Raw genomic sequence first — 26853 nt, 5'->3', positions numbered from 1 at the left:
ATCTTGAGTTTAACCGTATTCAGCAGCGCCGCGTAATACGACAAATCAAGCATGCAAAGGAGATGTTCTCTTATGAAAAAAGTGCTTTATGTGCCGCTGGACGACCGTCCTGCCAATTTGGATGATGTAATCGTGCAGGGGAGATCCGCAGGAATCCAGCTGATTGTCCCCAACAAGGAGGATATTGCCAATCGCCTCGATTCCAAAGCCGTGGCCGAAGGCGGCCAGCTGGTGAGCACCTCATCGCCGACGTACGGAAAGACGCGGAATATCCGCCGATTTATCAGGGAACACGCCGCTCAGGCAGACGGATTTATCATTTCGACGGATATGCTGGCCTACGGCGGGTTAATCGGCAGCAGACGGCTTCGTCCAAGCGCGGGCGGCACCTACCCTGATTACGACCCCGAGACTACCAAACTGCTGGACGTCGTTCGGGAAGTGAAGCGGGCCTACCCGCGTAAGCCGGTCTATGTGCTGGATACGATTATGCGGCTGGCGACCACGGTGTTTGTGGAAGGCCTGACCCAGGCTGCATACGATGAAGCCAGAGCCTTTGCCCAGCAGCCGCGGGCGGTCGCAACCACGTTCGAGGGCATTTTGGAAGGGTATGACACGAAACCCGACGGCACTTCGTTCGGAGAGCCTACCCTTTTTGACAAAGAGCAGTACTATAATGCCAGAAGGCATAAATTCAAGACCAACCGATATATCATTGAGCGGCTCGTCCGTGAAGGATACGTGGATTTTCTCGCAGTGGGGGTGGATGACTCCTATACCCAGGGAGTACAGGCCAACGAAATTGCTTACCTGGAAGCCTTTGTGAATGAGCATTTGGGCGGCACCGGCGGCCAGAATCCGGACAAAGCGATCATTCTCCCCGATGCCGATGCGCTGGGATACTCTCTGCTGGGCCGGATGGCGAAGGAGCTTCACAGGTACAGCTCCCGTCCGAAATACGGCGTCAAATATTTTGGGCCGGACGGGTCGACCATCGTCAATCCTTACGAGTATATGAGCGTGCACGATAATATCCGGCATCATGTGGACATCGTCGGCGGGGAGTTCGTTGACACGGCAGCCTATGACATCGAAATCGTGGCGGTTACCAGCGCCAGCGAGATCGGAGCCGCCGTGAGCCGGATGGAAGCGAACAGCGCCGGCCGGATTCCGACGCTGGTGATTGATTTTGTCGGGGGAGGCGCCGCCGATGCGACCGTAACCGAAGCGCTGCTCGACAGCGTGTCCACCGGACAGCTTCTGGGATACAGCGCGTGGAACACGGCCGGCAACAAAATCGGCATGGCCCTCGGCATGGCCCAGGCCCGATTCGTATACCTTGGCACGGAGAAGCGGCCGCCGGCGCTGCAAGAGGCAGTGAATGCGCACGGATCGCTGCTGTTCAAGCGATTCCTCAAGGACTACTACTATAAGAAGATCACGATTGCCGAAATTCGAGCGTACTCGCGGGCACACACCCTATACTCCAACGTACCGTATGCGGACCAAAACATTCTCCTGTTCAACTCGCCGGAAGACTATAAGGTTCTGGTCGAGATGCTTCGCGAACGCATGCAGGCGAACACGGAGGCGCTGGCTGCCAGAAAGGCATTCGAGCTCGGCGTGTCGCAGAACGTGTGGCGGATCAAGCCGTCCGGATGGTCGTATGCGACGTATGCTTGCGCGTCTCTGGACTACGACAATCCGGCATTCATTTGGGAGCGGGCGTTTGAGATTACGCTGGGGCCGGAAGTGACGCTGAAAGAGTGCTAGGGGGGGAGCGGCTGGCGGCTCGTGGTGGCTGCCGGCATCCGGTGCCAGCGCGAGCACGGATACAACCGCATAGCTTGCTGGCGTGCAGGACAAAACAAAGCCCGGGGATTCCGGGCTTTTTTCTGTACGGCTGTGAGCGATATAACCCGGCAAACCGGGATCACTTGATAGCCCCGGCCGTTATTCCGCTGGCGATCTGCCGCTGGAAGAACATGTACATGATCAGGACGGGGACGATGGTGATGAGCAGACCGGCGAAAAGGGGGCCCCATTCGGTACGGTACTGCATCTGGGCCTGCATCATTGCGATGCCGACGGGCAGGGTATAGTGCTTCGGATCGTTGACCAGAATCGTGCCGATAATGTATTCGTTCCAGATGTTCAGGACGTTGACGATGCCCACAGTAATGAGCCCCGGCTGTGAAAGCGGCAGCATCACCCGGAAGAAGATGCCGAAGTAGGACGCTCCGTCCATGGCGGCGGCTTCCTCCAGCTCTTTGGGCAGGCTTTTGAAAAATCCGACGAGCACGAAAATGCCAAACGCAATCAGCGTAGAGGCATACACAAGGATCAGCCCTAAAGACGAATTCGTCAGATGCATGGAGTTCATCAGGAAAAAGAGCGGGATGAGCGCCAGGCTGAACGGGATCATCATGGAGGCGATGTAAAGCAGGAACAGCGCCGTGCTTCCCCGGAACGGGTAGCGGGCCAGAACGTAGGCGGTGGTGGCCGACAGCAGCAGCCCGAGCAGTGTGGAACCGATCGTTACCACGACGGAGTTCAGGAAGTAATCGCCGAAGCTGAACTCCCGCCATACGTAGCTGAAGTTGCTCCACAGCAGCGGAAAGTCCGGCAGGGACCAGGGCATTTTGCGGAAAAATTGGTCGTTGTTTTTCAGCGAGTCCAGCAGGGTCCACAGCAGCGGATAAATCACCGATATGCCCCACAGGATCAGGATGGCGTAAAACACGATTTTGACCATCGGATTGGAAAGGCCTGATTTCATTATTTGTTCCTCCTGTGCCTAGAAAAATCAGCTGATTTCGATCGTTTCCTGGCGCATGAGCCGCTGCAGGATGACCGTCGTGATCATCGATAAGACCAGAATCAGCACGCCAATGGCCGCACCATAGCCAAAGTGGTACTGCGTGAAGGCCATTTGATACAAGTAGGACCCCATGACCTGGGTGGTGTTGTCCGGCCCGCCGTTCGTCATAATCATCACGATGACAAAAGAACCGTTGAGCGTGGTCATCATAATGTTGAGGATGGACACCTTCATCTGTTCCCAGATCAGCGGCAGCGTGATATGGCGGAATTGGTGCCACTGGCCAGCGCCTTCAAGGCTTGAGGCCTCGTAGTAGGATTCCGGTATCCCCTGGATCGCGGCGATCAGGAGAATCATATAGAAGCCGATGCCGGCCCAGATGGCGGGCGGAAGCAGCATCCAGATCGTGTGGCTGGTGAAGCCGAGCCACGTAATGTCCACTTTGTCTTTGGTGAACAAGGACAGGAAGGAGTTCAGAAAGCCGATTTGCGGATTATAGATAAAATTCCAGAGGACGCCGATGACGACGACGGAAATGACGTTCGGAATGAAAAAAATCGAGCGAAAAAAATTGGCGAGCCGAAATTTGAAGCGGGTCAGAGCGACCGCAAAAAACGTCGCCAGAATCATGATGCCGATAATTTTGCCCGCGACGAGAAAATAGTCGTTGCCCATCCCGATCCAGATGATGGGGTCGTGAAGCATCTCCTTGAAATTGTCCAGGCCGATAAACGTTTTATTGTCCGAGGAGCCGGACCAGTCATACAGCGAGTAATACATCGCCTGCAGTACGGGGTACACCGTAAACACGCAGAAGAACAGGAACGTGGGAATGATGAAGGTTGCGATAAACAGGTTGCGCTGCCAGGCGTTCGTCCCCAATTTCATCTTCGTTCTCCCTGCCTTTCACCTAAAATGTACGGAGGATAACAGAGAGCGTTCATCCCCGTCATCCTCCGCGTTTCCTGCCGGTCTATCGCATTATTTTTTCACTTTCTTGGCGACGTCCACGACGCGCTGTACCCACTCTTCCGGCGTGATTTTGCCGATGGTCAGGGCATCCGTGGCATCCTGCATCGCCTTATCCACGTCCGCGTTAAAGGTAATGGACGGAACGACGACGGTGTTGGAATCGGTTAAATACCGCGCTGCATCTTTAACATGGCTTGGTGCGCTGGAGCTGCTGATGTCGCCCTTGATGTTGGAAGGAGCGCCGCTCAGCTCGGCCCACTGCGAAGCCTGGGCTTCGGAGAAGATGAACTGCAGGAATGCTTTGGCCGCTTCCTTGTTTTTGGCGTTCTTGGCGATCGCCACGTTGGCGGTGGAAGTGTTGGCGACGACTTTGCCGCCTGAATCCTGCGTCACCGATGGAATGAAGCCGAAGGAGAATCCGCCCGGGACGTCCTTGGCCATTTCGTTCGGCAGCCAGAGGCCGTTCGGGATGAAGGCGTCTTTGTGCTGCAGGAACAGCATTTGCGAATCCGTGTGGTTGATCTGGATGGAGGCTTTGTCGATAAAGCCTTTGTCGCGAAGCTCGACGATTTTGTTCAGTGCAGTCAGCACGGCGGGCTGCTGGAAGGCTTCCACTTTGGAATCAGCCATGTCCTGCAGAATGGAAATATCGTTGTTGTTGGCCGATACGATCGCCGGGTACAAAATCGCACCGTTGATGTAGTACGGATATTTGCCGGTATGGATAAACGGAGTCACGCCCGCTGCTTTGATTTTGTCGCTGACGGACAAGAAAGACTGCCAGTCTTTGGGCTCTTCCCAGCCTTTTTCCTGGAAGAGGGCTTTGTCCCAGAACACGCCCCAGGAGTTCAAAACGAGCGGGATGTCGTAGACCTTGCCGTCAAACAGCTGCGGCGGCTGCGCCAGAATGTCGCTGATTTTGGTGCCGTCGATGTTCGTGGCGTCCTTCATCCAATCCGTCAGGTCCTCCAGCTGGCCGTCCTCCACCATTTGGCGGTCGTTCAGGTTCGGTCCGTCAATATACACGAAGTCCGGCGGATTGCCGCCGACCCAGCGGGGCTTCATCTGGTCGTTAATTTTAGGCCCGCCGCTTTCTTTAACGTTCAAATCGGGGTTGGCCGCTTTAAAGTCGGCGATGACTTTTTTCCACCACTTGTCGCCGTAGCCGCCGACGAAGTACTGGATTTCAAAGTCTCCGGTCAGTTTTTTGGTGCTGTCATCGGTCGTCGTGTTCGAGCTGGAATCGGTGTTGGTCGTTGTGGTGGTTGAGGAGGACGCGTCTTCGGTTTTCGTCGAAGTGGACGAGTCCTTGGAGCCGCATCCGGCCAGCGGGGCGACGATCATCAAAGCCGCAAGGCTGAGTGCCGCCAAATGTCTCTTGAACATCATAAAAGCTAACCCTCCTTAAGTGATTGTGCAACGCCATAGTGGTTGTCTATTTTGGATTACAGCGCCTAAAACCATCATAAGGATTCGGGGGGAGAGGCTCTATTGAATATCTTCCATGAATTCTTTGTTATTTTCTGTTCGTGGGGAAAGAAGGAGGGATAATCTTCTACTCCGTTCCATGGACCTCCTTCTGCACCTTCTCGGCGTAGCGCTGCAGCTCGTCCAGAGCCTCCTTCGGCGAGACGTGGTCGTGTAGAACCGCGTCGCCCATTTTCCGTGCGGTATCCATGATCGACTGCCATTCCGGCTGCTGGATCGGATAAAAGCTGGATTTCCGCAGCTCCGCCAGACGCTGCTTCACCATGGGATCCGCTGCCGACAGCTTGGCCCCGGCCTCCTCTGTCACGGGCAGAAAACCTTCCTGCGCGATGATTTCCTCATACACCGGGCTGGAATACAGATAATCCAGGAACGCGGAGAGCACCTCCTTGTTGGTATGGTCTGTTTTGAACGAGACCAGGTTATCGTGCACGCCGAACAGGAGCGGCTTCCGGCCGTCCTTGACGGGAATAGGGCCGGTGCCCCACTTCAGATTCGGGAACTCCCTCGGCATGACGGTGCCGAAATAATTGCCCGAAATCATCATCCCCAGTTTTCCGTCCCCGACGATGCGCTGCTTCTCGTCCCGGGTGGTGACAGTCGGCTCGGGGTCGGTTAATCCTTCGTCGTACAGGTCCTTCAGAAAGGCAAGGCCCTCGACGTTTTCCGGCGAATTGATCGTCCATTTCCCGTCACGGAACCACCCGCCGCCTGCCCCCAGGAAGAAATAAGAGAGATAGGCCTGGATTTCGTTATCGCTCAAATCGACGCCGAAGCCGTGGGCCATGCCGGTGTTTTTGATTTTGAGGGCATCCTTTTTCAGCTCCGACCAGGTGGCCGGTGCTTCGGATATGCCAGCCGCCTCGAAAAGGTCCCGATTGTAATACATATTCCGGGTGGACGAAACGTACGGAATGGCATATTGCTTGCCGTCCCACTGGTCGAGCTTCATCAGGTCCGGATAAAATTTCCGCTTCAGCTCCGGCGAAATGATCTCGTCCATGTCGTTCAGGAGGCCGTCCTTCGCAAAATGTGTGTACACGTTCGTGTTCAGCAGGTCCGGCGGCTGATTTTTACTGATCATCGTAGTATAGATGCCGTCTAGGATGTCCCAGTTGGCCACCTGCAAATTGATGACGATCGACGGGTTCTTCAGCATGAAGTCCTGGACCAGGTTTTCGAGCAGGGGCCGCGTCTCCGAGCTGTATTCCGAGGCGACAAAATTGATGAGCGCAGTCTGCTCCTCCGGCGGCTTCATCACCGGGTTGGCATCTTGCGGGCCGGAGCAGGAGAGAAGGAGCGCCGGAATGCCCAGCAGGCAGAGGGATATCCCGGCAAGCCGGGCCAGAAAACGGGAAGTCATCGGCTCTCGCACCTTTCGATGGTTATTGTTTATTTATCGATAAATGGAAAGAGGAGTTTCTGATTTTCCGGGGAATACATGTTAGCCTTGGTGACGACGATCGAATTGGTGTAGGTTTCCGGCTTGACCCTTTTGCCGTTGATGAGGTCGAGCACGGTCTGAACGCCCAAATATCCGATGTTAAAAGGCTGCTGCACGACGGTCGCGTTCAGGGTGCCTTCCTCGAGCAGCCGGATTTCGCTGGCCGACGTGTCGAAGCCGATCAGCTGGACAAGCCCGGTCCGATGGGCTTCCTTGACCGCTTTGGCGGCGCCGAGGGCCGCGGATTCGTTCAGCGCGATGATGGCGTTCATGTCGCGGTGGTCCCGGATCAGCGCCTTGGCGATCAGGTACGAACGCTCCTCGGAATCGGAGCAGTAAAACGTGCCATAGATCGCCGAGGACGAGGCATCAAGCGCTTGGCGGATGCCCTTTTCCCGCTCGGCCGATACGCCGGACGTTACGAAGTCGCTGATGATCACTGCTCTTAGCGAACCGCCGGTCTGCTCCAGCGCCACTTTGCCGGCCTGGACGCCGGCAGTGACATGATCGTTCGACACGAAGGCCGGCGGCGATTTCAGGCTGAGGGGCGTATCGATAATGACGAGCGGGATGTCCTCATCCTGGATGTTCTTGAGCTCGTCCATGATGCGGTCGTCGTTGATCGGGGCGACGACGACGGCCTGCGGCTTCTGCTTGAGGACGCCCTTCAGCAGCTGAAGCTGCGACTCGGCGTCCGTCTCCTGCAGCGGGCCGGTGATGCTGATGCTGGCCCCGGCCTCCTTGGCGGCCGCTTCGGCCCCAGCGCTCACCGTCTGCCAGAATTCGGAGCGGATGTTGTGCTCCTTGAGGATCACCGTCACGCTTCTCTCCTGAGGGGGCGTCGGAATAAACAGCTTGAAGTACAGGATGATGTAGACGCAGGATATGACAAAAATGATGGCCAACAGCAGCGTGGCACGTTGTATGCGCATGGGTGCTACTCCTTCATTTTGGGGATGGTGATGGTGACGCAGGTCCCTTCTTCCAGCTCGCTGCGGATTTGGATGCCGTAGACGTCGCCGAAGTACAGCTTTACGCGCTCGTTGACGTTGGCAATCCCGATGCCGCCGGATTTCGTCCGGCCGGACGTCTTGTCCTCCGGCGGGTTCCAGATGCGCCCGATTTGCTCCTCCGTCATGCCCAGCCCGTCATCCTCCACTTCAAATTGGATCATCTGGCCCAGGTCGCGGGCCCTTATGACGATTTTCCCCGGTTCGGGCTTGTTGCGGATGCCGTGATAAATGGCGTTTTCCACAAAGGGTTGCAGCAAAATTTTGAGCGTCATGAAACCGCTGATTTCCTCCGGCACGTCGATGTCGTATTCCAGCTGCTCGTTGTACCTCATCTTCTGTATAAGCAGATAGTTGGTGATATGCTCGACCTCCACCTTGATCGGCACCAGCTCCTTGTCCTTTGTAATGCTGGCGCGGAACAGTTTGGCCAAGGCCGAGGTCATCAGGACAACTTCCTCGTGCTTCTTTTGCTCGCCCATCCATACGATCGAATCGAGCGTGTTGTACAGGAAGTGCGGATTGATCTGCGATTGGAGCAGCATCAGCTCGCTTTTTCGTTTGTTCTCCTGGTTATGGATGATTTCCTGCATCAGATTCTTGATCTGGGCAAGCATCAAATTAAACGACCGTCCGAGCTGGCCGATTTCGTTCGGCTGGTCGATCTTCGTGCGGATATTGAAGTTGCCGCGCTCAACCTTTTTCATATCCCGCTGCAGAATGCGGATCGGCTTGGACATGCGGTATGACAGCACGAGCGACAGCAGCAGGGAGAAGAGGATGCCCATGATGGCGTACAGCAGGATGGACCTGCGGATCGTGCCTTCGTTTGCGATCAGGTCGTCCGCATAGGCCACGCCGACGATTTTCCAGCCGAAGTTCGTGTCATGCACCGAGTAGACGCGCTTGCCCTTGTCGTCGTTGATCGTGAAGGAGGTACCGCTCTTGGCACCGGTGACCTTGGCGATCTGCTCCGTGCGCAGGTTGCTGTAGATCAGCTGCTGCTGCGGGTGGTAAATGATGTTCCCGTTCTGGTCGACGATGAAGACGTAGCCCTTTTTGCCCAGGTTAATTTTGCTGCAAATATCGTTGATGATGCTCAGGTTCAGGTCCACGAGAAAAATGCCCTCGCCCCGGATCCCGTCCGTGCTCTTCAATTCGCGGCTGAGGGAGACGACCCACCGGTATTCGTTTTGGATGACGTTCTGCACATGAGGCGGCGAAATGACGGATTGTCCGCCCTTGTTCTTCGCTTCCTTGTACCAGGACTGGTCCTCCAGCTTGGTGTTCGGGTTGAGCAGGGTAATCCGGCGGTCGGACACGTAATGGCCGTTATAGCCGAACACCATGATGGCCGAGATGTCCTTGCGCGAGTACAGGATGGCCTGGAATAGGTCGGAGATGCGCTTTTCGTATGGCCGCCGGTCGCTTGTGCTGATAAACGTGTTGTTGGAGATGTAATACTTGACGTCTTTGTTGGTCATGGCCAAGAGGCTGATATTTTCCATGTTGTCGATGTAAGACTGGATGTTGGAGTTGACCTGCGTGATGATTTCCTGAACGTAGCTCTCCGAATTGGTCTCCATCGCGGCGACCGACAGGTTGTAGCTGTTCAGGCTGATGACCAGGACGGTAATCAGGATCAGGCAGGAGAAGGTGAAAAAGATGCTCGACTGGATGCTTTTAAACGGCAAAAAAGGAAGGAGGGAGGCGCGCTGTCTGGTCATGGCTGCGGGCTCTCCTTGGCCTGCCTGTCGCGGAATTCCCGCGGCGTCATGCCTGCATGCTTCTTGAACAGAATGCTGAAATAGTTCGGGTCATTGTAGCCGACCTGACCGGCGATTTCGTAAAATTTGAGCCCGGTGTGTGCCAGCAGCTCCTTGGCTTTGTCCATTCGGGTCCGGGTCAGGTACTCGACGAAGGTTTCGCCTGTATGCTGCTTGAAGACGAGGCTGAAGTAGCTGGTGCTCATCAGGACGTGGCGGCACAGGTGCTGCAGCGAGATGTCTTCGTCGGCATAATGCGTCTCGATGTAGTCGACGGCCTTGCGGATCTGCATATGGGTCAAATGATGGCGGTTTTCGGCAACGGCGTTCATGACGGAGGTGACCGTCTCCGTGAGCCAGGCTTCGATTTCGTCAAGCGTTTTGAATCTGTAGACGTCGGTCAGCAGGATCGAGCGCGGTTCGTGCAAGCCCAGCTCCTGAATCGTGTTCATGAGGGAAAGGATGACCTTTTGGATGTGAAAAATGCACGAATCCATCGGTGCCATGCCCTGTTTCAGGTCGCAGACGAATTCCCGGATCAGCTGGCGGATTTCCTCCAGGGAGCCAGTCTTGACGGCGGATGCCAATTGGCGGTCCCAATCCGCACGGAGCGTCTCGGCCAGGACGGGCCGGCCCTCCATGTCCAGCAGGCTGATCACCCGGTTTTTGCCGAGCAAAAAGCGGTAATCCAGCGCGGAAAGGGCGCTTGTGTACGATGCGGGAAGCTGCTGCTCTGCCTGCACTGCTTGTCCGACGCCGATGGTAACGGTGAACTTTAAATATTTGTGAATGTAGAAGCGGGCTTCTTCGGCCACCCGGAACGCCTTTTCGTACACATCGGTATCCTCGGCGCTGTCCGAGACGATCAGGGCGATGCGCTCCTCGCGTGTGCGGAACAGCAGCAGGTCCTCGCGGAGGGCGATTTCCTCGAACAGGTTGTAAGCGGCGTAGCGAAGAATTTCCGTGTCCTGCCCGCTCTCGCTCTGCAGGGGACGGGAGCCGAAATCGTCGATATCAGCCACCATGGCCAGGCATGGCGAAGCCAGCGGTGTCAGGCCGAAATAGCGGAAGCGCTCCTGTGCTTCCTCGGCTTTCATCCCGGTAACGACGAGCCGCTCCAGGAAGCGCTCCTTCAGGAGCGGCAGGCTCTGCTTTAGCTGGCTGTAGAGCCGGCTGAAATCCTCGCGCCTGCGTGTCTCTTCGTCCATCTCTGCCTTGACCTTCAGAAGCAGCTCGCGGATTTCCTGGGCAGTAATCGGTTTCAAAATAAAATCGGAAACCTTGAGGCGAATGGCCTGCTGTGCGTATTCGAACTCGTCGTAACCGGTCAGGATGATCATTTTGATATGCGGATATTTGGAGCCTGCAGCGGCCGTCAGCGCAAGACCGTCCATAAACGGCATGGAGATGTCTGAAATGATGAGATCCGGCATGTTCAGATCGATCGCCTCCAGCGCCTCGCGGCCGTTGGCATAATCGCCGATCAGCTCGAAGCCGAGCTCCTGCCAGCCGATCGTTCGCTTCAGCCCGTCGCGGACAACCGCTTCATCGTCGACGATGAATACTTTGTACATGGTATGCCCCCTGTCTTTTGTTCGATGCCGTAAGGCTTCCGGACCCAGGGTCCTTGTTCATAAAAACGTAATAATGCTGGAATAATTATACTGTAAAAGCGGATTTGTGGATATGGGGAATGTGCGAATCAAAGATGGAACGTCCGAATTGCCGTATTTTGACATGATCCCGGCTCTATGCTTTAATATGAAAATATTAAGCCGGGACGGGAGGTGAGAGAAACATGGCAACGATCAAGGATGTGGCCAAGCATGCCAACGTATCGACGACGGTCGTCTCCAAGGCGCTGAACGGATATTCGGACGTGAGTGAGGAGACGCGGAAAAAGGTGCTGAAGGCGGTCGAGGAGCTGAACTACTCCCCAAACATGCTGGCCAAAAATCTGAAGCAAAAAGTCACGAAATCGATCGCGCTGATCTTCTCCAATTTTGAGGGTTCGAGTGGCAAGGACGGCGTGCTGTTTCAGATGATGACAGGGATTTTCGAGGCGGCGTCGCATTACAATTACGAGGTGCTGCTGTACACGCGGAACCTGTCGGAGCAGCAGGACAAGTCCTATTGGCAGTTCTGCAAGGAGCACAAGGTATCGGGCGCGGTCATAACGGGACTGAAGACGACCGATCCGTATTTTCAGGAAATCGTGGACAGTAATTTTCCGTGCGTTGTGATCGACGCCGACATTACGGGAAGCCACACCAGCTCGGTGATGACGGATAATGTAGGGGCGGCCCAGGCGGCCATCCAGCATCTGGTCGATCTCGGACACCGCCGGATCGGCATGGTCAACGGCCATAATTTTGCCGTGGTCAGCAACGAGCGTTTGAAGGGTTACCGACAGGCATTGAAAGCTAACGGCATCGAATTCGATCCAGCGCTGGTCGTTAACGGCGATTATACGGAGGAGTATGCCTATGGTTCGGCGGAGTCCTATTTGCAGGATCACCCGGACGTGACGGCCGTTTTCTTCGCAAGCGATCTGATGGCGATCGGTTTCATGAACCGCTGCCGCGAGCTGAACGTCCGCATACCGGAGCAGCTGTCCGTGATCGGGTTTGACGATATCGTGCTGTCCAGCTATACATCACCCAAGCTGACCACAGTGAGGCAGGATTTTAAGCGGATGGCTATGACGGCATTCGAGCAGGTCATTCATCTGCTGGAGCACAACGGCACCGGAAAACATTTGAAAATTCCATTTCAGGTGGTTGACAGGGAAACGACGTCGATGCTATAATTTGCACGGAAGCGCTTTCAAATTTTCATATTTTTTTACGGTGATCGAAATCGATTTCGGATCAAGGGTACCAATGCATTTCACCTTCATGCCAACAAGGAGCCGACAGGCCAACCTGCAGGGAGGGTGAATATTTTTTTCAAGGTTCCGAAATCGATTTGGGACCGCATCAGTACTCATTTTTTAGGTGATTGGGTTGCACGGCTTTCATCGTTTCCAGTGAAAAAACAGGGAGGTCTATCCAATGAGAAAATGGTCTGCAAGTGTAGCGTTTGTTCTGCTGTTCAGCGTCATCCTGAGCGCCTGCTCATCCGGCTCGGGTTCCAAGGGGAACGACAGCGCCCAGGGGAGCGGATCCTCTGATGGCAGCGGGTCCGGCAAGGTGGTTGAGCTGAAATTTACGACCTGGGGAGAGCTGTCGGCCGATTCGGTAGAGAAAAAGCTGGCCGACGAGTTCAATGCATCCCACCCCGGTATCAAGGTTACGTTTGAACCGGTTCCGGGAGACGGCTATGCCACGAAGCTGACGACTTCGCTGGCGGCGGGGCAGGCACCGGATGTCTTTTTGATCGGGGAAGGGGATTATTTCAAATACGTCGACAAGGGCGTGGTGGAGCCTCTGGATGAGTACATCAGCCAGGACAGCTCCTTCAAGACGGATATGTTCCAGCAGGATCTGCTGAACATGGGCAAGATCGGCGGCAAGCTGTACTACCTTCCGAAAGACTTCAATCCGCTCGCTTTATGGTACAACAAGCGCATGTTCGACGCCGCCAAGATCCCTTATCCGACCGACGACTGGACCTGGGACGACATGATCAGCGCGGCCAAGAAGCTGACCCAGAAGGACGGCAGCGGCAAAATCAAGGAATTCGGCTTTAACGCAACCAAATGGGAATATCCGATTTACATATACCTGTGGCTGAACGGAACCGACATCGGCAATGAAGACGGCACAAAAGCGGAAGGCTTCATGAACAGCGAGAAGACGGTGGCAGCCATGGAAAAATACGTGGCGTTGGCACAGGGTGACGACCGCGTATCCCCGACGCCGCAGGACACCGAAACGCTGGGCGGGGACTCGTCGATGTTTATGACCGACAAGCTGGCCATGATGATTACCGGACGTTGGGTCAAGGGCGATCTCGACAAATCCGACGTGCAGTACGGTTCGGCATTGATCCCGAAAGGGGCAAACGGAGAACGCGCAAGTATTATTGCCGCCGCCGGCTGGGCGATGAACGCAAACGGCAAGCACAAGAAGGAAGCGTATGAGCTGATGAAATGGCTGTCCGGCACCGAGGCGCAAAAGTCCCGCTCCGAAAAGGGTCAGGTGCTTCCGGCTACCGTTGCGGAGCTGGATCAGGTAAAGAGCACGGAAGTGGTCGACAAACCGGTCATCGAAATGATGGATTATGCCAAAAAGCCGATTTCCATGCGTTCGGCGAATGCGCCGACCTTTACGGAGGAATTCAATAAGGCGGTTGAAAAGGTGCTGCTGAATAAATCCACGGTGAAGGACGCCTTGGATGAGGCGGCCAAAAATGTGGACAGCAAGATCGCGAAGTAAGGATGACACAGGAAGCCATGAGTCCCCGATTCATGGCTTCCTCCTTCGTCGAACATCCGGATGCAACAGCCCGTGCTGCATCAGCCGGGCGGCCATCCGTACCATCAAGGAGGTTACTTTATGCGGAATTCACGATCGGAAAGGGCGGGATACCTGTTTATTCTTCCTTGGTTTCTGGGCCTGCTGCTGTTTACGCTGGGTCCGATGCTCTTCTCGTTTGTCCTGTCCTTCAGCAAGTGGGACATCATTACCGGCATCGGATCGATCGAATTCGTCGGCCTGGACAACTTCAAGGCGATTTTTCACGATGAGCTGTTCTACCAGTCGCTGAAAGTCACCTTCATCTTTGCCCTCGTCTCCGTCCCTTTATATCAGATTGTCTCTCTTCTCATCGCGCTGCTGCTGAACATGCGGACCCGGGGCATGAAGCTGTTCCGCCTGATCTATTTCATGCCGTCGGTCATTCCGGCCGTAGCCGTGTCGATGATGTGGATCATGATTTTCAATCCGGAATACGGCATATTGAACCGGGCGCTGGGATGGTTCGGCATTCAGGGACCGGCCTGGCTGCAGGATCCGAGCTATGCGCTTGGGGCGCTGATCGTCATGGGCATTTGGGGCGTCGGCAACACGATCATCATTTACCTGTCCGGGCTGCAGGGCGTTCCCGAGGAGCTGCATGAGGCGGCTCAATTGGACGGGGCGGGAAGCATCCGCCGCTTTTTCAGCGTGACGATGCCGATGATCTCCCCGACGATTTTTTTCAATTTGATCATGGGGATCATCGGGGGCTTTCAGTACTTCACCCAGGCCTTTGTCATGACAAATGGAGGCCCGCTCAACTCAACGCTGTTTTACAACCTGTATTTATATAACAAGGCGTTCGTGAACTACGAAATGGGCTATGCTTCAGCTTTATCCTGGATTTTATTTGCGATCATCCTGTTCTTCACGCTGATTGTCATCCGCAGCTCTTCGATGTGGGTGTACTACAACGGCGATGACGACCGGGATTAAAAGGAGGGATCGCGTATGCATACGGCAATTCGAAAATGGAGTTTGTCCCGGATCCTGACGCTGCTGCTGCTGACTGCGGGCGCTGCGATCGTACTGGTGCCGCTGCTCTGGACCGTATCCACCTCGCTGAAAACGCCGGCCGAGGTCTTTCAGGATTCGTTCTTCCCCAAAACGTGGAAATGGGGGAACTACCGGGACGCAGTGACCGCGGTGCCGTTTTTTCTGTTCCTGAAAAACACGGTGCTGATCCTGATTCCGGTCATGATCGGAACGGTGTTCACCTCGGCCCTGTGCGCATACGGCTTCGCCCGGTTCAAATTCAAGGGCAAGCGCTGGCTGTTTCTCGTGCTGCTGGCGACGATGATGCTTCCGGGCCAGGTGACGATGATTCCGATGTTTATCATGTTCAAGGAGGCTGGCTGGGTCGATACGTTCCTGCCGCTGATCGTTCCGTCCTTTTTTGGCGGGGGCGCCTTCAACATCTTTTTGATCCGGCAGTTTATGCGGGGAATTCCCCGAGACCTCGATGAAGCCGCGTATATGGACGGGGCTAACCGGTGGAGCATTTTTACGCGGATCATGCTTCCGCTGAGCAAACCGCCGCTCATCGCGGTATCGATTTTTACCTTTATGGGCGTGTGGAACGATTTCCAGGGTCCGCTGATTTATTTGAATTCGAACGAAAAATATACGCTGGCCCTGGGGCTGTCCATGTTCAAGGGGCTCTATAACGTCGAATGGAACATGCTGATGGCCGCTACCGTGCTGATCATGCTGCCGGCGATCATTGTGTTTTTCTTCCTGCAGAAGTATTTCATCGAGGGGATTTCCCTCTCGTCCGCGATGAAGGGCTAGCCTTCGCGAAAGACCAATACACAAGAAGAAGAGGAGATTCCGAATGATAAAGCAAAGCAGCAGGCATCCATTCCCGATTTATTTGACGGCGGGTGAATATATCAAGGCGGTCGGTACGCAGGACGGCTATTTCCCGGACTTTGGACATCATGTTGCCGGTGAAATGGGAGGAGTATGGCTTCATCCCATCAAGCTGCTGGACGGCTTCTGGCTCCGGCTGACCGATCACCGCCGGAACATTTCCGTCTGGTCCAAGGCGGACGAGTTCATTAATCATCCTTGGGGTTCGGAATTCCGTTACGATCATGGCCTGGGGCATATCCCGGTCTCGATGAAGCGCGTCCAGTTTGCGCCTGACGAAGAAAAGGGCATGGTCGTCCGGTACGAAATCGTGAACTATGCGGCAGAGGAAACGGTGCTGGAGCTGGAAATGCTCTTTCGCTCCGATCTTCGCCCGGTGTGGTACTCGGAGCAAATCGGTATCGAGGACGGGGAAGAGGACCGGTTTGAAGCGGTGTCGGAGTCGGCCCTGATCGCCAAAGACAGCGACAGCGAATGGTACGTGATGGTGGGGGCTGAAATGCCCGGAGTCGGATCGGTCCAGATGACCACAGACCGTTCCCTGTTCGGCCCGGAGCGGACCGCAGGCGGCGGTTCCGGGGCTTCGCTCACCGCTTCTCTGAAGCTGGCGCCAGGCGAAACCTTTGCTTTTCACGCCTTTATCGCAGGCTCCTATACATCCCGGGACGAATGCATCGCCACGTTCGACCGTCTCAAGCAGGAGCATGAACGGCTGTTTGAACAAAAGCTGCGCCTGCTGGAGAGCATCGATCGGAAATCCAAGCTGAGCATCGAAGGAGAAGACGAGCTGAATGAAATCTTCTCCTGGACCAAATGGAATACGCAGTGGCTCGTACAAAAGGTCGATTTTATCGGGCGCGGCCTGACCGCGGGCTCCCCGCATTATCCGTGGTGGTTTGGCTGTGACAACTCCTATACGGTGCAGGGACTTGCCGCTGTGGGGGATTTTCGGCTCGCTAAGGATACGGTAGATATCCTCCGCAGCATTTCGCAGGAAGCCAACGGTAACGGACGCATCGTTCACGAAATTACGACGATGGGCGTGGTTGCCAACCCGGGGAATACGCAGGAAACCGCCCATTTCATCACGATGATCTGGGATCTGTTCTCCTGGACCGGTGACCTGGAGATGCTCAGAGAGAACTACAACATTTGCGTGCAGGGCATGGATTGGCTGCTGCATGAAATGGACCCGGACGGCGATCTGTTCCCATCCGGCTACGGAATCATTGAAATTTCCGGCCTGAATATGGAATTGATCGATACCGCAGTGTATTCGGCTCAGGCGGCCGGAGCTCTCGCCAGCATGAGCGTGGCGCTGGGCGAAAGGCAGCGGGCGGAGGCGTACGAAGCGCTGGCAGACCGGATGAAGAAAGCCATCAACCGGGTATACTGGTCCGAGGAGGACGGCCTATACGCCGATGCGGTCGCTCCGAAGAGCGACATTATGCCGAAGGTCGACCATCTGGTGTCCGTTGCGGAGAAGCACGGCGTCCAGGGTTACCGGGACGTTCTGAACCGGGTGCTGGACCGGGTGCAGGATGAGCAGGAAGACCGCGGCTGGCTGCTGAACAAAAACTGGGTGATCGTGACCCCGATGGAAACCGGGATCGCGGAGCGGGAGAAAGCGGTCCGGGCTCTCGGCAACATGAGAACGGAGGAATTCATCGGTCCGTACGGCACATACCTCTCGGGGGTATACCGGACCGAAACGATGACGATATCTACGGGCGTGCACGCCGTGGCAGAGGCGGTATACGGCTTTGCCGATGAGTCGCTTGATCTGCTCCGGCGGATGATGCGCACGTTCTCGATGGCGCTGCCGGGCTCGATGAACGAGATGTCGCCGGATTACGGCTGCGCAGTCCAGGCATGGACGCTGTATGCGATGGCCGTTCCGCTGATCCGCCACTTCTTCGGCGTCAAGCCGCATGCGCATCTGAACACCGTGCACATTGCGCCGCTCATTCCGTCCGTCTGGGATGGAAAAAAGATGACGCTTCAGCAGCTGCATATCGGCCAGGCAGTGATCGACCTGGAGCTCCGCTCCGAGGCGGGCCGGCTGTATGCCGACATCGCGAATCCCGGCGGGCTGAAAGTCATCCTCGAATGGGCCGGCCAGACGGTGATCCGTGATGAGCCGCATATTCGGGTGACGCTGTAAGTAGGCGGCAGCACCTCAGAGCGCTGTACAGAGGATTAGAGGCAGACAATTCCCAGCTATGGTTACGCGGGGGAAAAGAACAGAAGGCCCGGGATATGACCCGGGCCTTCTGTTCTTGTTTTTTTTCAGGGGAGGGCATCGAAATGGTGCACCATAAAGGCTTCACGACGATTGAGAAAGGAACATATGTTTGATAGGATAGAAAATAAACCGTCTAAACAAGCTTAAGGGTTATCGAATAAAACGTGGGGGATGAGCGGATGTATCAGTACATAGATGAGGAATACGTAAAGGTGGACTTTGGCCAAGCCGATCTGAAGGAAGGGGAATTGAAGGGATGCACCTTTCATCAGTGCAGCTTTCGCGGAGCCGCGCTGGATGAGGTCTGGACGACCGGCTGCCGGTTTATCGAATGCGACTTTGGGGGAGCGACGCTGAACGCTTCTGTTCATGCCCGGTCGGCGTTTACAAACTGCCGCTTTGCGGGAGCCAATTTGTTCGTAAGCAAGTTTGAGGATTGCAAAATGACGGGCAGCGACTTCTCCGGCGCATCGCTGGACGGCATCACGATCCAGGGCGGGGACTGGTCGTACACGAACCTGCGGCACGCCAATCTCGTCAAGCAGCAGCTGCGGGGTATCCGTTTTGTAGAGGCGGACTTATCCGAATGCAATCTGCAAAAAGCGGATCTCCGCGAGGCGGATTTGAGCGGCGTCCGGCTGGCAAAGGCCGCATTGAACGGTGCGGATCTCCGGGGCGCGAAGCTGGACCGCTTTGATTTCCGGTCGATCGACCTCACCGGGGTGCGGATCGACCTGGAGCAGGCGGTCGGTGTAGCCCGGGCCTACGGCGCCAAGGTGGACTAAGACCATGGCCGAGACTGCCGCCGATGCCCGCTCCGCCTTAGAACCGCCTGTACATGCCGACCGATGCCGGCGCCGTCTCCTCGAAGCCGAACTGCCGATACAGAAGGTCGGCCGGCACATCGGCGATCAGGCTGACATAGGCGGTGGGCGGAGCGTTATGGTCCAGGTAGCCGGTGATTTCGGCCATGATCCGCTTGCCCAGGCCCTGTCCTTGATGATCGGGATCAACGGTGATGTCCACGACGTGGTACATGCAGCCGCCGTCCCCGATGACTCGGCCCATGCCGATCAGTTTCCCTTCCAGGCGGAGGGTCACGATGAAGAGGGAACCCTGAAGTCCCCTGCGGGAGGCTTCGATGTCCTTGGGGCTGAGGCCGGCCTTTACCCGCAGCGTGTTGTACTCCTCGGCTTCCGGGACATCATGTCCTAGCTGAATGTGTGAATTCATGATCTCACTCCTTTGCTCCCAAGTATATCTGAAGCTATGGAAGGCGTCACCGCTCAACGGGCAAGCACGACTTGGCTTGCAACGCGATGCTCGCAGCCGCTAAGCCACGCAGCGGGATGTTGCTTACCCATCAAGCTTGAACGCTACCGCAGCATCATGGTGCCGCCGTCAACCATAATGGTTTGCCCGGTAATAAATTTGGCGTCCCTGCTTAGCAGGAAGCAGACGACCCGGCCGACGTCGTGCTCGCAGTCGCCAAGCCGCCGCAAAGGGATGTTGTTGACCATTTTCTCGTAAGCTTCGGGCATCTTCTCTTTCCATTCCAGCACGCCTTCGGAGGCTGCGATCGGGCAGACGATGTTGACATTGATCTGATCCGGCCCCCATTCCTTGGCCGCCACGCGGGAAATGCCGCGCAGGGCTTCCTTGGCGGCTGCGTAGGAGGTTTGCGTGGGCATGCCTTCGAGCGCCGCTCCCGACGCAAAGTTCACGATCGAGCCCTGCGTTTCTTTTAAATAGGGGTAGCTCCATTTCATCAGATGAAAAGCGGGGAGAAAGCCTGTATGCAGCGCCAGTCTGAGCTCTTCTTCAGTCGTATCCAGAAAGGGCACGTTCCTTGAAGCCTGCGCGCAGTTCACCAATCCGTGAAGCGTTTTGAACCTTCCGATGACCTGCTTGAAGCCTTGAGCGACCTCATCTTTATCGAGCAGGTTGACTTTTACAAACATGCATTCCGCTCTTTCGCTAACCTCCTTCTCCGTGATGCGTCCCTTTTCTTCACCGCTGTCGAAAAAGGCGACCCTGGCGCCCTCTTTGGCGAGAGCCATAACGACCCCCCTGCCGATACCCGCGGCGCCCCCATTGACGAGAATCGTATGATCCGCTAATTTCATAGGTTTGATCAGCCTCCTGATGTTGGGTTTGTTTGCGTTCGATCGCTCTATCCGAAGCGATGTAATGATTTTTACGTCCGACTGTGGTCCCCGATATTCCTTATGTTTAAGGATGATGTCGCCCGTACTATAATGACTGTATGACGTTGGAACAGATCCGCCAGTGATGCAGCAATCCCCGTTACACGCATCCGCCAATAACACAGACCGTATTACTATGTTCCTTCCCGAGGATAATTACACCATGGACCCGATGATCCGTCAGTTTCCCTTATGGATGGGTGAAAAAGAAGGCTGAGCCCCTTTTGCCGTATTCCACTAACAATGATACAATCATTTATACAAACACAAAGAGAGAGGCGAAGTGATCATGACAGCAAACGATCGCATGCTGGTGTTCGTCGGTTCATATGCCGAAGCGGCATCCGACGGAATCTACGTATACGAATTGAATGAAGGGAAAGGCGAGCTGACGCTGCTCGACAAGGTGGACGGCAACAAAAATCCGACGTTCCTGAACGTGGATCAGGCGGGAAACCTGCTGTACGCGATCAGTGAAACGGCAGCCGAAGACGGAACGAAGACGAGCGACGCCGCAGCTTATACGATCGATCCGGAAACAGGCAAGCTGACCGAAGCCAGCCGGGCGCACGCACTGAACGGTCCGGCATGCCACATTCAGCGGAGCGCAAACAGCAAATATTTGACGCTGACCAGCTATCATAAAGGCACGATCAGCCTGGTGGAGCTTGCCGCCGGCGGCAAGGTGGGAAGCGTGCTGGACATCCAGCAGCATGTCGGACAAGGCGACTACAGCGGAGTGGCTCCGCATCTGCATTCCTCGTTCTACAGCCCGGATCAGCGCTTTTTGCTCACGTGTGACCTTGGTCTGGATCTCATCCGTACATACCGGATCGACGAAGCCGAAGGCAAGCTCGTGCCCGTGAGCGACGCCCGGGTGGAGAAAGGCGCCGGACCGCGCCATCTGACTTTCCATCCGAACGGAAAATTCGCGTATGTCATCAATGAATTGAATTCGACGGTTACGGCCTTTCAATACGATGCGGAACACGGAACACTCGAGACGCTGGAAACCGTGCCGACGCTGCCTGCCGAGTGGACGGGGGCTAACGGCTGCGCGGAAATTACGATTTCTGCCGACGGCCGGTTCCTGTACGGCTCGAACCGCGGTCACGACAGCATTGTCGTCTATGCGGTCGATCCGGAATCCGGCAAGCTGACAACGGTGCAGCACGTGTCGACGGAAGGCCAGCACCCGCGCCATTTTTCCATCGTTCCCGGCGGTAAGCATGTGATCGCGGCTAACCGGGATACGAATAACCTGACGCTCTTCACCATAGACCAGGATACCGGCAAATTAACGTATACAGGCCATTCGGTAGAAGTGTCCAAACCGGTCTGCGTGTGGGCTGTCCGCTTCTAAATCCATATTCCCCTGAAGGTCCGGCTGGCTTTCGATGCCGGGCTGATCAAGGATCTTTACGAAGCCAGGCACCGGATGCACGATCCGGACTCATCAATCGGGGAAACGGATGGTACAATAGAGATAGCCAGTAAGAAAGGATGGATGCGTGTGGAAGAGACCATGGAAGAATCCGTCAAGCACGAGTCTTGCGGAACAGGCGAACGGAAGAGCCACCATTCCCCCAAAACGAAAAACAACCTGATCAGCCGCTTGAACCGGATTGAGGGGCAGATCCGCGGCATTAAAGGCTTAATCGAAAAGGATACGTACTGCGACGACGTGCTGAACCAGATTTCGTCGGTCCAATCCGCTTTGAACGGGGTCAGCAAGCTGCTGCTCGAGCATCATATGAAGAGCTGCCTGATCGAACGCATTCAGGACGGGGAGAATGAAGTGATCGACGAGCTGCTCATAACGATTAATAAATTGATGAAATAATCGAATACGGCTCGGATGACCTAAGGATTCGAAAGAATCCTTTTTTTTATAATATCAGAAAGCATAAACTCCAGAGCCATGGCATCCTGATATTGCAAAAAAAATTACCTTTAAACGCGGTCTGTCTTCTGTGAAGGTACGTCGATAGACGTTTTTTTTAGGCAAAAATATAGTTTAGGGGGGTATAGTAAAATAATGGTTGACTAATTATAGGGTAGGGGGGTATACTTCATGACAAGGAGATGGTGATCAATGATTCGGGCTCATGCCAATACCATCTTCCAACTAAAACGATCCGAGGAGAGATGATATATGAACCAAGTTACATTACAGGTTAACGGCATGTCCTGCATGCACTGCGTCAATTCCATCGAAGGCGCGATGAAGGCGCTGGGTGCGGACGCCAAGGTCAACTTGGCCGACGGGACAGTCACGGTTGCGTATGACAGCGGCAAGCTGTCGCTTCCATCCATTAAGGAAGCCATTGAAGATCAAGGCTATGAGGTCGCCTAACGAATAAATGAAACGGGGTGTCGTTGCAATGGAAACTTACGGTAGGGAGCAGGAGCAGCTGAAGCAGCAGGAGCAAGTGTCTTTGCAGATCACAGGCATGACTTGTGCCGCATGTGCCAACCGGATTGAGAAGGGGCTGAAAAAGCTGGATGGCGTGTCTGAGGCCAACGTGAATTTTGCGATGGAGCGCGCCACGGTTACGTATGACCCGGACCGGACCAGCATGGATCATATGGAGGAAGCCGTCAAAAAGCTGGGGTACGATACGGCCAAAGAAGTGGTCGATCTGGATATTACCGGGATGTACTGCGCGGCCTGTGCGGTTAAAATTGAAAAAACGCTCAACAAGATGCCTGGGGTAAAGAGCGCCAACGTCAATTTTGCGATGGAGACGGCCAGAGTGGAATTTAACCCGCTGGAAGTCAACGCGGGCGACATGGAGAAGCGGATCGACAAGCTGGGATACAAAGCGACTCCCAAGCGGGAACAGACCGCCGATCCGGCGGAGCAGCGCAGCCGGGTAATCACGCAGCAGAAGCGCAAGCTGCTGATCTCCGCTCTCCTGTCCCTGCCGCTGCTGTGGTCCATGGTCAGCCACTTCTCCTTCCTGTCCTGGATCTGGATGCCGGAGCTGTTCATGAACCCGTGGTTCCAGCTCGCACTCGCCACCCCGGTACAGTTTTATATCGGAAGGCAGTTCTATAAAGGGGCGTTCAACGCCCTCCGCAACAAAAGCGCCAACATGGACGTTCTGGTCAGCCTGGGCACATCGGCCGCCTACTTTTACAGCCTGTATTTAACCATCGAGTGGGCTGCCGGAGGCGGGAGCCTTCATCACGGCCCGGAAATGTATTATGAAACAAGCGCCGTGCTGATCACGCTGGTCATTATGGGTAAGCTGTTCGAGCTGCTTGCGAAAGGACGGACGTCCGAAGCGATCAAAACGCTGATGGGGCTGCAGGCGAAGAACGCCGTCGTCATCAGAAACGGTGAAGAGCTCACCATTCCGGTCGAAGAGGTTATGGCCGGGGACATCGTCCTTGTGAAGCCTGGCGAAAAAATTCCGGTGGACGGACTCGTGCTCGAAGGGGCGTCGGCCGTCAACGAATCGATGCTGACCGGCGAGAGCATACCGGTTGAGAAAAAGGCCGGGGATTCCGTATTCGGAGCGACCGTCAACAAAAACGGGCGGCTGAAAATTCAGGCGACGAAGGTCGGCCGGGAAACGGCCCTCGCGCAAATTATCAAAGTGGTGGAGGAAGCGCAGGGCTCGAAGGCGCCGATCCAGCGAGTAGCCGACGTCATCTCCGGCATCTTCGTCCCGATCGTGGTCGGCATTGCCCTTCTGACGTTCGTCGTCTGGTACTTCTGGATTGCCCCGTACGACTTTGCCAGTGCGCTGGAGAAGGCGATTGCGGTTCTGGTTATCGCCTGCCCGTGTGCCCTCGGACTCGCGACACCGACGTCGATCATGGCCGGGTCGGGCCGCGCCGCCGAGCTGGGCGTCCTGTTTAAGGGCGGCGAGTATCTGGAGTCGACGCACCGCATCAATACGGTGATCCTTGACAAAACGGGCACGGTCACGAAAGGGAAGCCGGAGCTGACCGATGTGCTCACTGCATCAATGGATGAGCGCGAGTTTCTGCGGCTGGCCGGCTCGGCGGAGAAACCTTCGGAGCATCCGCTCGCTGAGGCCATCGTAGACGGCATCAAGGCCCGCGGCATTGCGATTACCGAAGCCGGGGAATTCGAGGCGATCCCGGGTTACGGCATCCGGGCCGTCGTGGACGGCCGTGAGGTGCTCGCCGGAACCCGCAAGCTGATGGAGAAGCATGGCATCCTTGCCTGGGATGCCGAGAGCAGCATGACGAAGCTGGAGGAAGAGGGCAAGACGGCGATGCTCGTCGCAATAGACGGCCTGTACGCCGGACTGATCGCCGTTGCGGATACGATCAAGGAAAGCTCCAAGGCGGCGGTCGGCCGGTTGAAAGGCTTAGGCATTCAAGTGGTCATGATCACCGGGGACAATGAACGCACCGCCCAAGCGATCGCCCGGCAGGCGGGCATTGACGAGGTGCTTGCGGAGGTTCTGCCGGAAGGGAAAGCCGCCGAAGTTAAAAAGCTGCAGTCGCTTGGCAAAAAAGTGGCGATGGTCGGCGACGGCATCAACGATGCCCCAGCCTTGGCACAAGCCGACATCGGCATGGCCATCGGAACAGGGACGGACGTCGCCATGGAAGCGGCGGATGTGACGCTGATGCGGGGTGATTTGAACAGCATTGCCGATTCCATCGAAATGAGCCGAAAAACGATGCGCAATATCCGCCAAAACTTGTTCTGGGCGCTTGGCTACAACACGCTGGGCATTCCAGTCGCGGCCCTCGGGCTGCTCGCCCCCTGGATTGCAGGGGCAGCGATGGCGCTGAGCTCGGTCTCGGTCGTCCTGAACGCACTCAGACTGCAGCGGATGAAACTGCAGATGAACCCGAAAGGAGAGCGGGCCGCATGAAACGTTCATTGGGACTCGCCGCACTGCTCGGACTCGCGGTGCTGACCGCCTGCGAGTCCGAAACAAAAGCGATAAAAGGAGATGGAGAACAAATGAACATGTCACATGATCATCACTCGACCCATGGGCCGGCAAAGACGAACGGCGCAGAGGGTACCGCGCATAAGCACGGCGGCGGCCAAACAGGAGGGCTTCAGGAAAAGGACGTGAACGTCAGCTGGACGTACGCAGATGGCCAAGCGCCGGAAGCTGGCGTGGATACGAAGATCACCATGGCATTTACGCATGACGGCAAGGCGATTGAATCCTTCGAAACGACACATGAACAAAAAGAGCATCTCATTATCGTCAGCAAAGATCTGTCATACTTTCACCATATTCATCCGGAGTACCGGGGAGGCGGCGTGTTTGAAGTGAACAACCGCTTCCCCGCAGGCGGAGATTACAAGCTGATCGCCGACTTTGTTCCGGAAGGCGGAGGTGCGATGAACAAATCGGCGTGGCTTCAGGTGAAAGGTGCACCGCTGCCGGCTGCTCCCGTGAAGCCGGACGGGGAGCGGGTCAAAACGGTGGACGGACTGCGGGTGGCCCTGGATTTTGACCGACTTGCGGCAGGGCAGGAGCGGATGCTCACCTACACGATCGAGGATGCCGAGACCGGCGCACCGGTCACCGACCTGCAGCCGTACCTGGGCGCCGTCGGACACGTGGTCATTCTGTCTGAAGATGCGGAGCAGTACCTGCATGTCCATCCGATGGATGAAAAAGGCTCCGGGCCAAAGGCCGAGTTTATGACGACCTTTCCGCACGCCGGCATCTATAAAATATGGGGGCAGTTCCAGCGCGACGGACGTGTCATTACCGTTCCCTTCGTCGTGAACGTGCCGTAATCTGCTGCCGGCTGTCACCAGGTACCAGGTATAATCATCGAAGCGATAAGGAGTGAGGAAGGTTGGGTCAGCGCAAATTTGCGGTTACCCCCGGCTTCGGGGTCGGGGGAACCGTGTTCTCCCCGAAACAGCTAGCAGCGATCGGTGGCATTGCCGACAGAGTCGTCGACGTGGAAATGACCGGCTTCAAACAGCTGTACGTCACGGCAGAAGAAGAACGTCTGAGTGAGGTTCAGGAGGAACTCAAGGCGGCCGGGCTTCAAATTCACCCAGCGGGTTTTGTGACCAAGAGCCTGATCGCCTGCCAATTTTGCCGCGGAGCGGAAGAGGCCGGTTTGGATGTGGCGAGAGCTCTGGATTTGGCAATCGCGGGTATAGCGGTACCGAGTCCGCTGAGGATCGGGTACGCCGGCTGCGCACTCGGAACCAGCGAACCGCTGCTGAAGGATATCGCCGTTGTCAAGATGAAAGACAGCTACGATCTCTATGTCGGAGGTGAGCCGAGAGGGATCAAGGCCGAATTGGCCAAGCCGCTCTTGACGGGGCTTCAGGCGGAACAGCTGATTCCGGCCGTCACCCGGCTCATTGCCCAGTTTCAGGAGCATGGAAAAAGGAAGGAGTCCTACCGCCGCTTTGTCCAGCGGTTCACCCTCGAGAAGCTGCGCGAAGCCGCAGAGGGCGCCGCCGGGGACATATCCTCGCAAGCAAGGCAGGCCTAAAGCGGCAGGATTTTCTTTTATACGTACAGGCACAGATGGGCCTTCGCCCACATAGAATGAACAGACCGCAGCCTAACAGCAGGAAGCAGCAGCC

Annotated in this window: 22 protein-coding genes; 13 read left to right on the top strand and 9 right to left on the bottom strand. The window is 55.9% G+C overall.

The features are described from left to right. Positions 1–72 precede the first annotated feature (72 nt). Entirely contained in the window at positions 73–1773 is a 1701-nt protein-coding gene (locus GCU45_RS07480) for a DUF4127 family protein (protein ID WP_152398513.1), read from the top strand. Positions 1774–1933: 160 nt separating this feature from the next. On the opposite strand, the gene GCU45_RS07475 is transcribed toward GCU45_RS07480, so the two are convergent. The 7 genes from GCU45_RS07475 to GCU45_RS07445 form a co-directional block, all read right to left on the bottom strand. Beyond that, positions 1934–2779 (bottom strand): carbohydrate ABC transporter permease, encoded by an 846-nt coding sequence (locus tag GCU45_RS07475; RefSeq protein ID WP_076169692.1) that lies wholly within the window; start codon positions 2777–2779, stop codon positions 1934–1936. Between the two features lie 27 nt (positions 2780–2806). Further along, entirely contained in the window at positions 2807–3709 is a 903-nt protein-coding gene (locus tag GCU45_RS07470) for a carbohydrate ABC transporter permease (protein ID WP_105444443.1), read from the bottom strand. Between the two features lie 93 nt (positions 3710–3802). After that, entirely contained in the window at positions 3803–5182 is a 1380-nt protein-coding gene (locus GCU45_RS07465; protein WP_152398512.1) for an ABC transporter substrate-binding protein, read from the bottom strand. A 166-nt stretch (positions 5183–5348) separates the two neighbouring features. Beyond that, positions 5349–6644, bottom strand: coding sequence for an ABC transporter substrate-binding protein (locus tag GCU45_RS07460; protein ID WP_152398511.1), 1296 nt, complete (start codon positions 6642–6644; stop codon positions 5349–5351). A 29-nt stretch (positions 6645–6673) separates the two neighbouring features. Then, on the bottom strand, positions 6674–7657 hold the full coding sequence (locus GCU45_RS07455) for a substrate-binding domain-containing protein (RefSeq protein WP_152398510.1): 984 nt from the start codon (positions 7655–7657) through the stop codon (positions 6674–6676). A 5-nt stretch (positions 7658–7662) separates the two neighbouring features. Continuing rightward, positions 7663–9462 (bottom strand): cache domain-containing sensor histidine kinase, encoded by a 1800-nt coding sequence (locus GCU45_RS07450; protein WP_152398509.1) that lies wholly within the window; start codon positions 9460–9462, stop codon positions 7663–7665. Continuing rightward, positions 9459–11075: a helix-turn-helix domain-containing protein gene (locus GCU45_RS07445; protein ID WP_152398508.1), complete on the bottom strand. Its 1617-nt coding sequence runs from the start codon at positions 11073–11075 to the stop codon at positions 9459–9461. Before GCU45_RS07445 ends, GCU45_RS07450 begins: the two co-directional genes overlap by 4 nt. Before the next feature lie 224 nt (positions 11076–11299). Here GCU45_RS07445 and GCU45_RS07440 point away from each other — a divergent pair, with 224 nt between their 5' ends. From GCU45_RS07440 to GCU45_RS07415, 6 genes are all read left to right on the top strand, one after another. Beyond that, positions 11300–12310 (top strand): LacI family DNA-binding transcriptional regulator, encoded by a 1011-nt coding sequence (locus tag GCU45_RS07440; RefSeq protein ID WP_152398507.1) that lies wholly within the window; start codon positions 11300–11302, stop codon positions 12308–12310. 244 nt (positions 12311–12554) lie between these two features. Continuing rightward, complete coding sequence (locus GCU45_RS07435; RefSeq protein ID WP_152398506.1) at positions 12555–13880, top strand: ABC transporter substrate-binding protein; 1326 nt, start codon at positions 12555–12557, stop codon at positions 13878–13880. 120 nt (positions 13881–14000) lie between these two features. After that, positions 14001–14897, top strand: a complete 897-nt coding sequence (locus GCU45_RS07430; protein WP_076169700.1) for a carbohydrate ABC transporter permease — start codon at positions 14001–14003, stop codon at positions 14895–14897. 15 nt (positions 14898–14912) lie between these two features. After that, positions 14913–15752 (top strand): carbohydrate ABC transporter permease, encoded by an 840-nt coding sequence (locus GCU45_RS07425; protein WP_076169701.1) that lies wholly within the window; start codon positions 14913–14915, stop codon positions 15750–15752. 43 nt (positions 15753–15795) lie between these two features. Beyond that, the gene (locus tag GCU45_RS07420; RefSeq protein WP_152398505.1) at positions 15796–17997 is read left to right on the top strand and encodes an alpha-L-rhamnosidase-related protein; all 2202 of its coding nucleotides are present in this window, start codon (positions 15796–15798) and stop codon (positions 17995–17997) included. A 260-nt stretch (positions 17998–18257) separates the two neighbouring features. Further along, positions 18258–18863, top strand: coding sequence for a pentapeptide repeat-containing protein (locus GCU45_RS07415; RefSeq protein WP_076169703.1), 606 nt, complete (start codon positions 18258–18260; stop codon positions 18861–18863). A 37-nt stretch (positions 18864–18900) separates the two neighbouring features. On the opposite strand, the gene GCU45_RS07410 is transcribed toward GCU45_RS07415, so the two are convergent. Beyond that, entirely contained in the window at positions 18901–19311 is a 411-nt protein-coding gene (locus GCU45_RS07410) for a GNAT family N-acetyltransferase (RefSeq protein ID WP_152398504.1), read from the bottom strand. A gap of 143 nt (positions 19312–19454) precedes the next feature. Continuing rightward, positions 19455–20204: an SDR family NAD(P)-dependent oxidoreductase gene (locus tag GCU45_RS07405; protein ID WP_152398503.1), complete on the bottom strand. Its 750-nt coding sequence runs from the start codon at positions 20202–20204 to the stop codon at positions 19455–19457. Positions 20205–20574: 370 nt separating this feature from the next. On the opposite strand from GCU45_RS07405, the gene GCU45_RS07400 reads away from it, so the two are divergent. From GCU45_RS07400 to GCU45_RS07375, 6 genes are all read left to right on the top strand, one after another. Continuing rightward, positions 20575–21648, top strand: a complete 1074-nt coding sequence (locus tag GCU45_RS07400; protein WP_152398502.1) for a lactonase family protein — start codon at positions 20575–20577, stop codon at positions 21646–21648. 162 nt (positions 21649–21810) lie between these two features. Continuing rightward, the gene (locus GCU45_RS07395) at positions 21811–22128 is read left to right on the top strand and encodes a metal-sensitive transcriptional regulator (RefSeq protein WP_089550326.1); all 318 of its coding nucleotides are present in this window, start codon (positions 21811–21813) and stop codon (positions 22126–22128) included. A 312-nt stretch (positions 22129–22440) separates the two neighbouring features. Beyond that, positions 22441–22641: a cation transporter gene (locus tag GCU45_RS07390; protein WP_152398501.1), complete on the top strand. Its 201-nt coding sequence runs from the start codon at positions 22441–22443 to the stop codon at positions 22639–22641. A gap of 28 nt (positions 22642–22669) precedes the next feature. Beyond that, on the top strand, positions 22670–25150 hold the full coding sequence (locus GCU45_RS07385) for a heavy metal translocating P-type ATPase (protein ID WP_152398500.1): 2481 nt from the start codon (positions 22670–22672) through the stop codon (positions 25148–25150). Beyond that, positions 25147–26040: a DUF8832 domain-containing protein gene (locus GCU45_RS07380; RefSeq protein ID WP_152398499.1), complete on the top strand. Its 894-nt coding sequence runs from the start codon at positions 25147–25149 to the stop codon at positions 26038–26040. Before GCU45_RS07385 ends, GCU45_RS07380 begins: the two co-directional genes overlap by 4 nt. A 62-nt stretch (positions 26041–26102) precedes the next feature. After that, on the top strand, positions 26103–26759 hold the full coding sequence (locus GCU45_RS07375; RefSeq protein ID WP_152398498.1) for an NAD(P)/FAD-dependent oxidoreductase: 657 nt from the start codon (positions 26103–26105) through the stop codon (positions 26757–26759). The last annotated feature ends 94 nt before the right edge of the window (positions 26760–26853 follow it).

Source organism: Paenibacillus cellulositrophicus, from assembly GCF_009363095.1.
Lineage (GTDB): Bacteria > Bacillota > Bacilli > Paenibacillales > Paenibacillaceae > Paenibacillus_AQ > Paenibacillus_AQ favisporus.
The sequence above is the reverse complement of the archived record's forward strand: the minus strand, read 5'-3'. Positions and strand labels throughout refer to the sequence as shown.

Coding starts and splice junctions, on each gene's coding strand:
- GCU45_RS07475 (WP_076169692.1), bottom strand. CDS start 2,779: ATGAAATCAGGCCTTTCCAATCCGATGGTCAAAATCGTGTTTTACGCC.
- GCU45_RS07470 (WP_105444443.1), bottom strand. CDS start 3,709: ATGAAATTGGGGACGAACGCCTGGCAGCGCAACCTGTTTATCGCAACC.
- GCU45_RS07430 (WP_076169700.1), top strand. CDS start 14,001: ATGCGGAATTCACGATCGGAAAGGGCGGGATACCTGTTTATTCTTCCT.
- GCU45_RS07445 (WP_152398508.1), bottom strand. CDS start 11,075: ATGTACAAAGTATTCATCGTCGACGATGAAGCGGTTGTCCGCGACGGG.
- GCU45_RS07425 (WP_076169701.1), top strand. CDS start 14,913: ATGCATACGGCAATTCGAAAATGGAGTTTGTCCCGGATCCTGACGCTG.
- GCU45_RS07385 (WP_152398500.1), top strand. CDS start 22,670: ATGGAAACTTACGGTAGGGAGCAGGAGCAGCTGAAGCAGCAGGAGCAA.
- GCU45_RS07465 (WP_152398512.1), bottom strand. CDS start 5,182: ATGATGTTCAAGAGACATTTGGCGGCACTCAGCCTTGCGGCTTTGATG.
- GCU45_RS07440 (WP_152398507.1), top strand. CDS start 11,300: ATGGCAACGATCAAGGATGTGGCCAAGCATGCCAACGTATCGACGACG.
- GCU45_RS07480 (WP_152398513.1), top strand. CDS start 73: ATGAAAAAAGTGCTTTATGTGCCGCTGGACGACCGTCCTGCCAATTTG.
- GCU45_RS07405 (WP_152398503.1), bottom strand. CDS start 20,204: ATGAAATTAGCGGATCATACGATTCTCGTCAATGGGGGCGCCGCGGGT.
- GCU45_RS07380 (WP_152398499.1), top strand. CDS start 25,147: ATGAAACGTTCATTGGGACTCGCCGCACTGCTCGGACTCGCGGTGCTG.
- GCU45_RS07395 (WP_089550326.1), top strand. CDS start 21,811: ATGGAAGAATCCGTCAAGCACGAGTCTTGCGGAACAGGCGAACGGAAG.
- GCU45_RS07455 (WP_152398510.1), bottom strand. CDS start 7,657: ATGCGCATACAACGTGCCACGCTGCTGTTGGCCATCATTTTTGTCATA.
- GCU45_RS07420 (WP_152398505.1), top strand. CDS start 15,796: ATGATAAAGCAAAGCAGCAGGCATCCATTCCCGATTTATTTGACGGCG.
- GCU45_RS07410 (WP_152398504.1), bottom strand. CDS start 19,311: ATGAATTCACACATTCAGCTAGGACATGATGTCCCGGAAGCCGAGGAG.
- GCU45_RS07390 (WP_152398501.1), top strand. CDS start 22,441: ATGAACCAAGTTACATTACAGGTTAACGGCATGTCCTGCATGCACTGC.
- GCU45_RS07460 (WP_152398511.1), bottom strand. CDS start 6,644: ATGACTTCCCGTTTTCTGGCCCGGCTTGCCGGGATATCCCTCTGCCTG.
- GCU45_RS07435 (WP_152398506.1), top strand. CDS start 12,555: ATGAGAAAATGGTCTGCAAGTGTAGCGTTTGTTCTGCTGTTCAGCGTC.
- GCU45_RS07450 (WP_152398509.1), bottom strand. CDS start 9,462: ATGACCAGACAGCGCGCCTCCCTCCTTCCTTTTTTGCCGTTTAAAAGC.
- GCU45_RS07415 (WP_076169703.1), top strand. CDS start 18,258: ATGTATCAGTACATAGATGAGGAATACGTAAAGGTGGACTTTGGCCAA.
- GCU45_RS07400 (WP_152398502.1), top strand. CDS start 20,575: ATGACAGCAAACGATCGCATGCTGGTGTTCGTCGGTTCATATGCCGAA.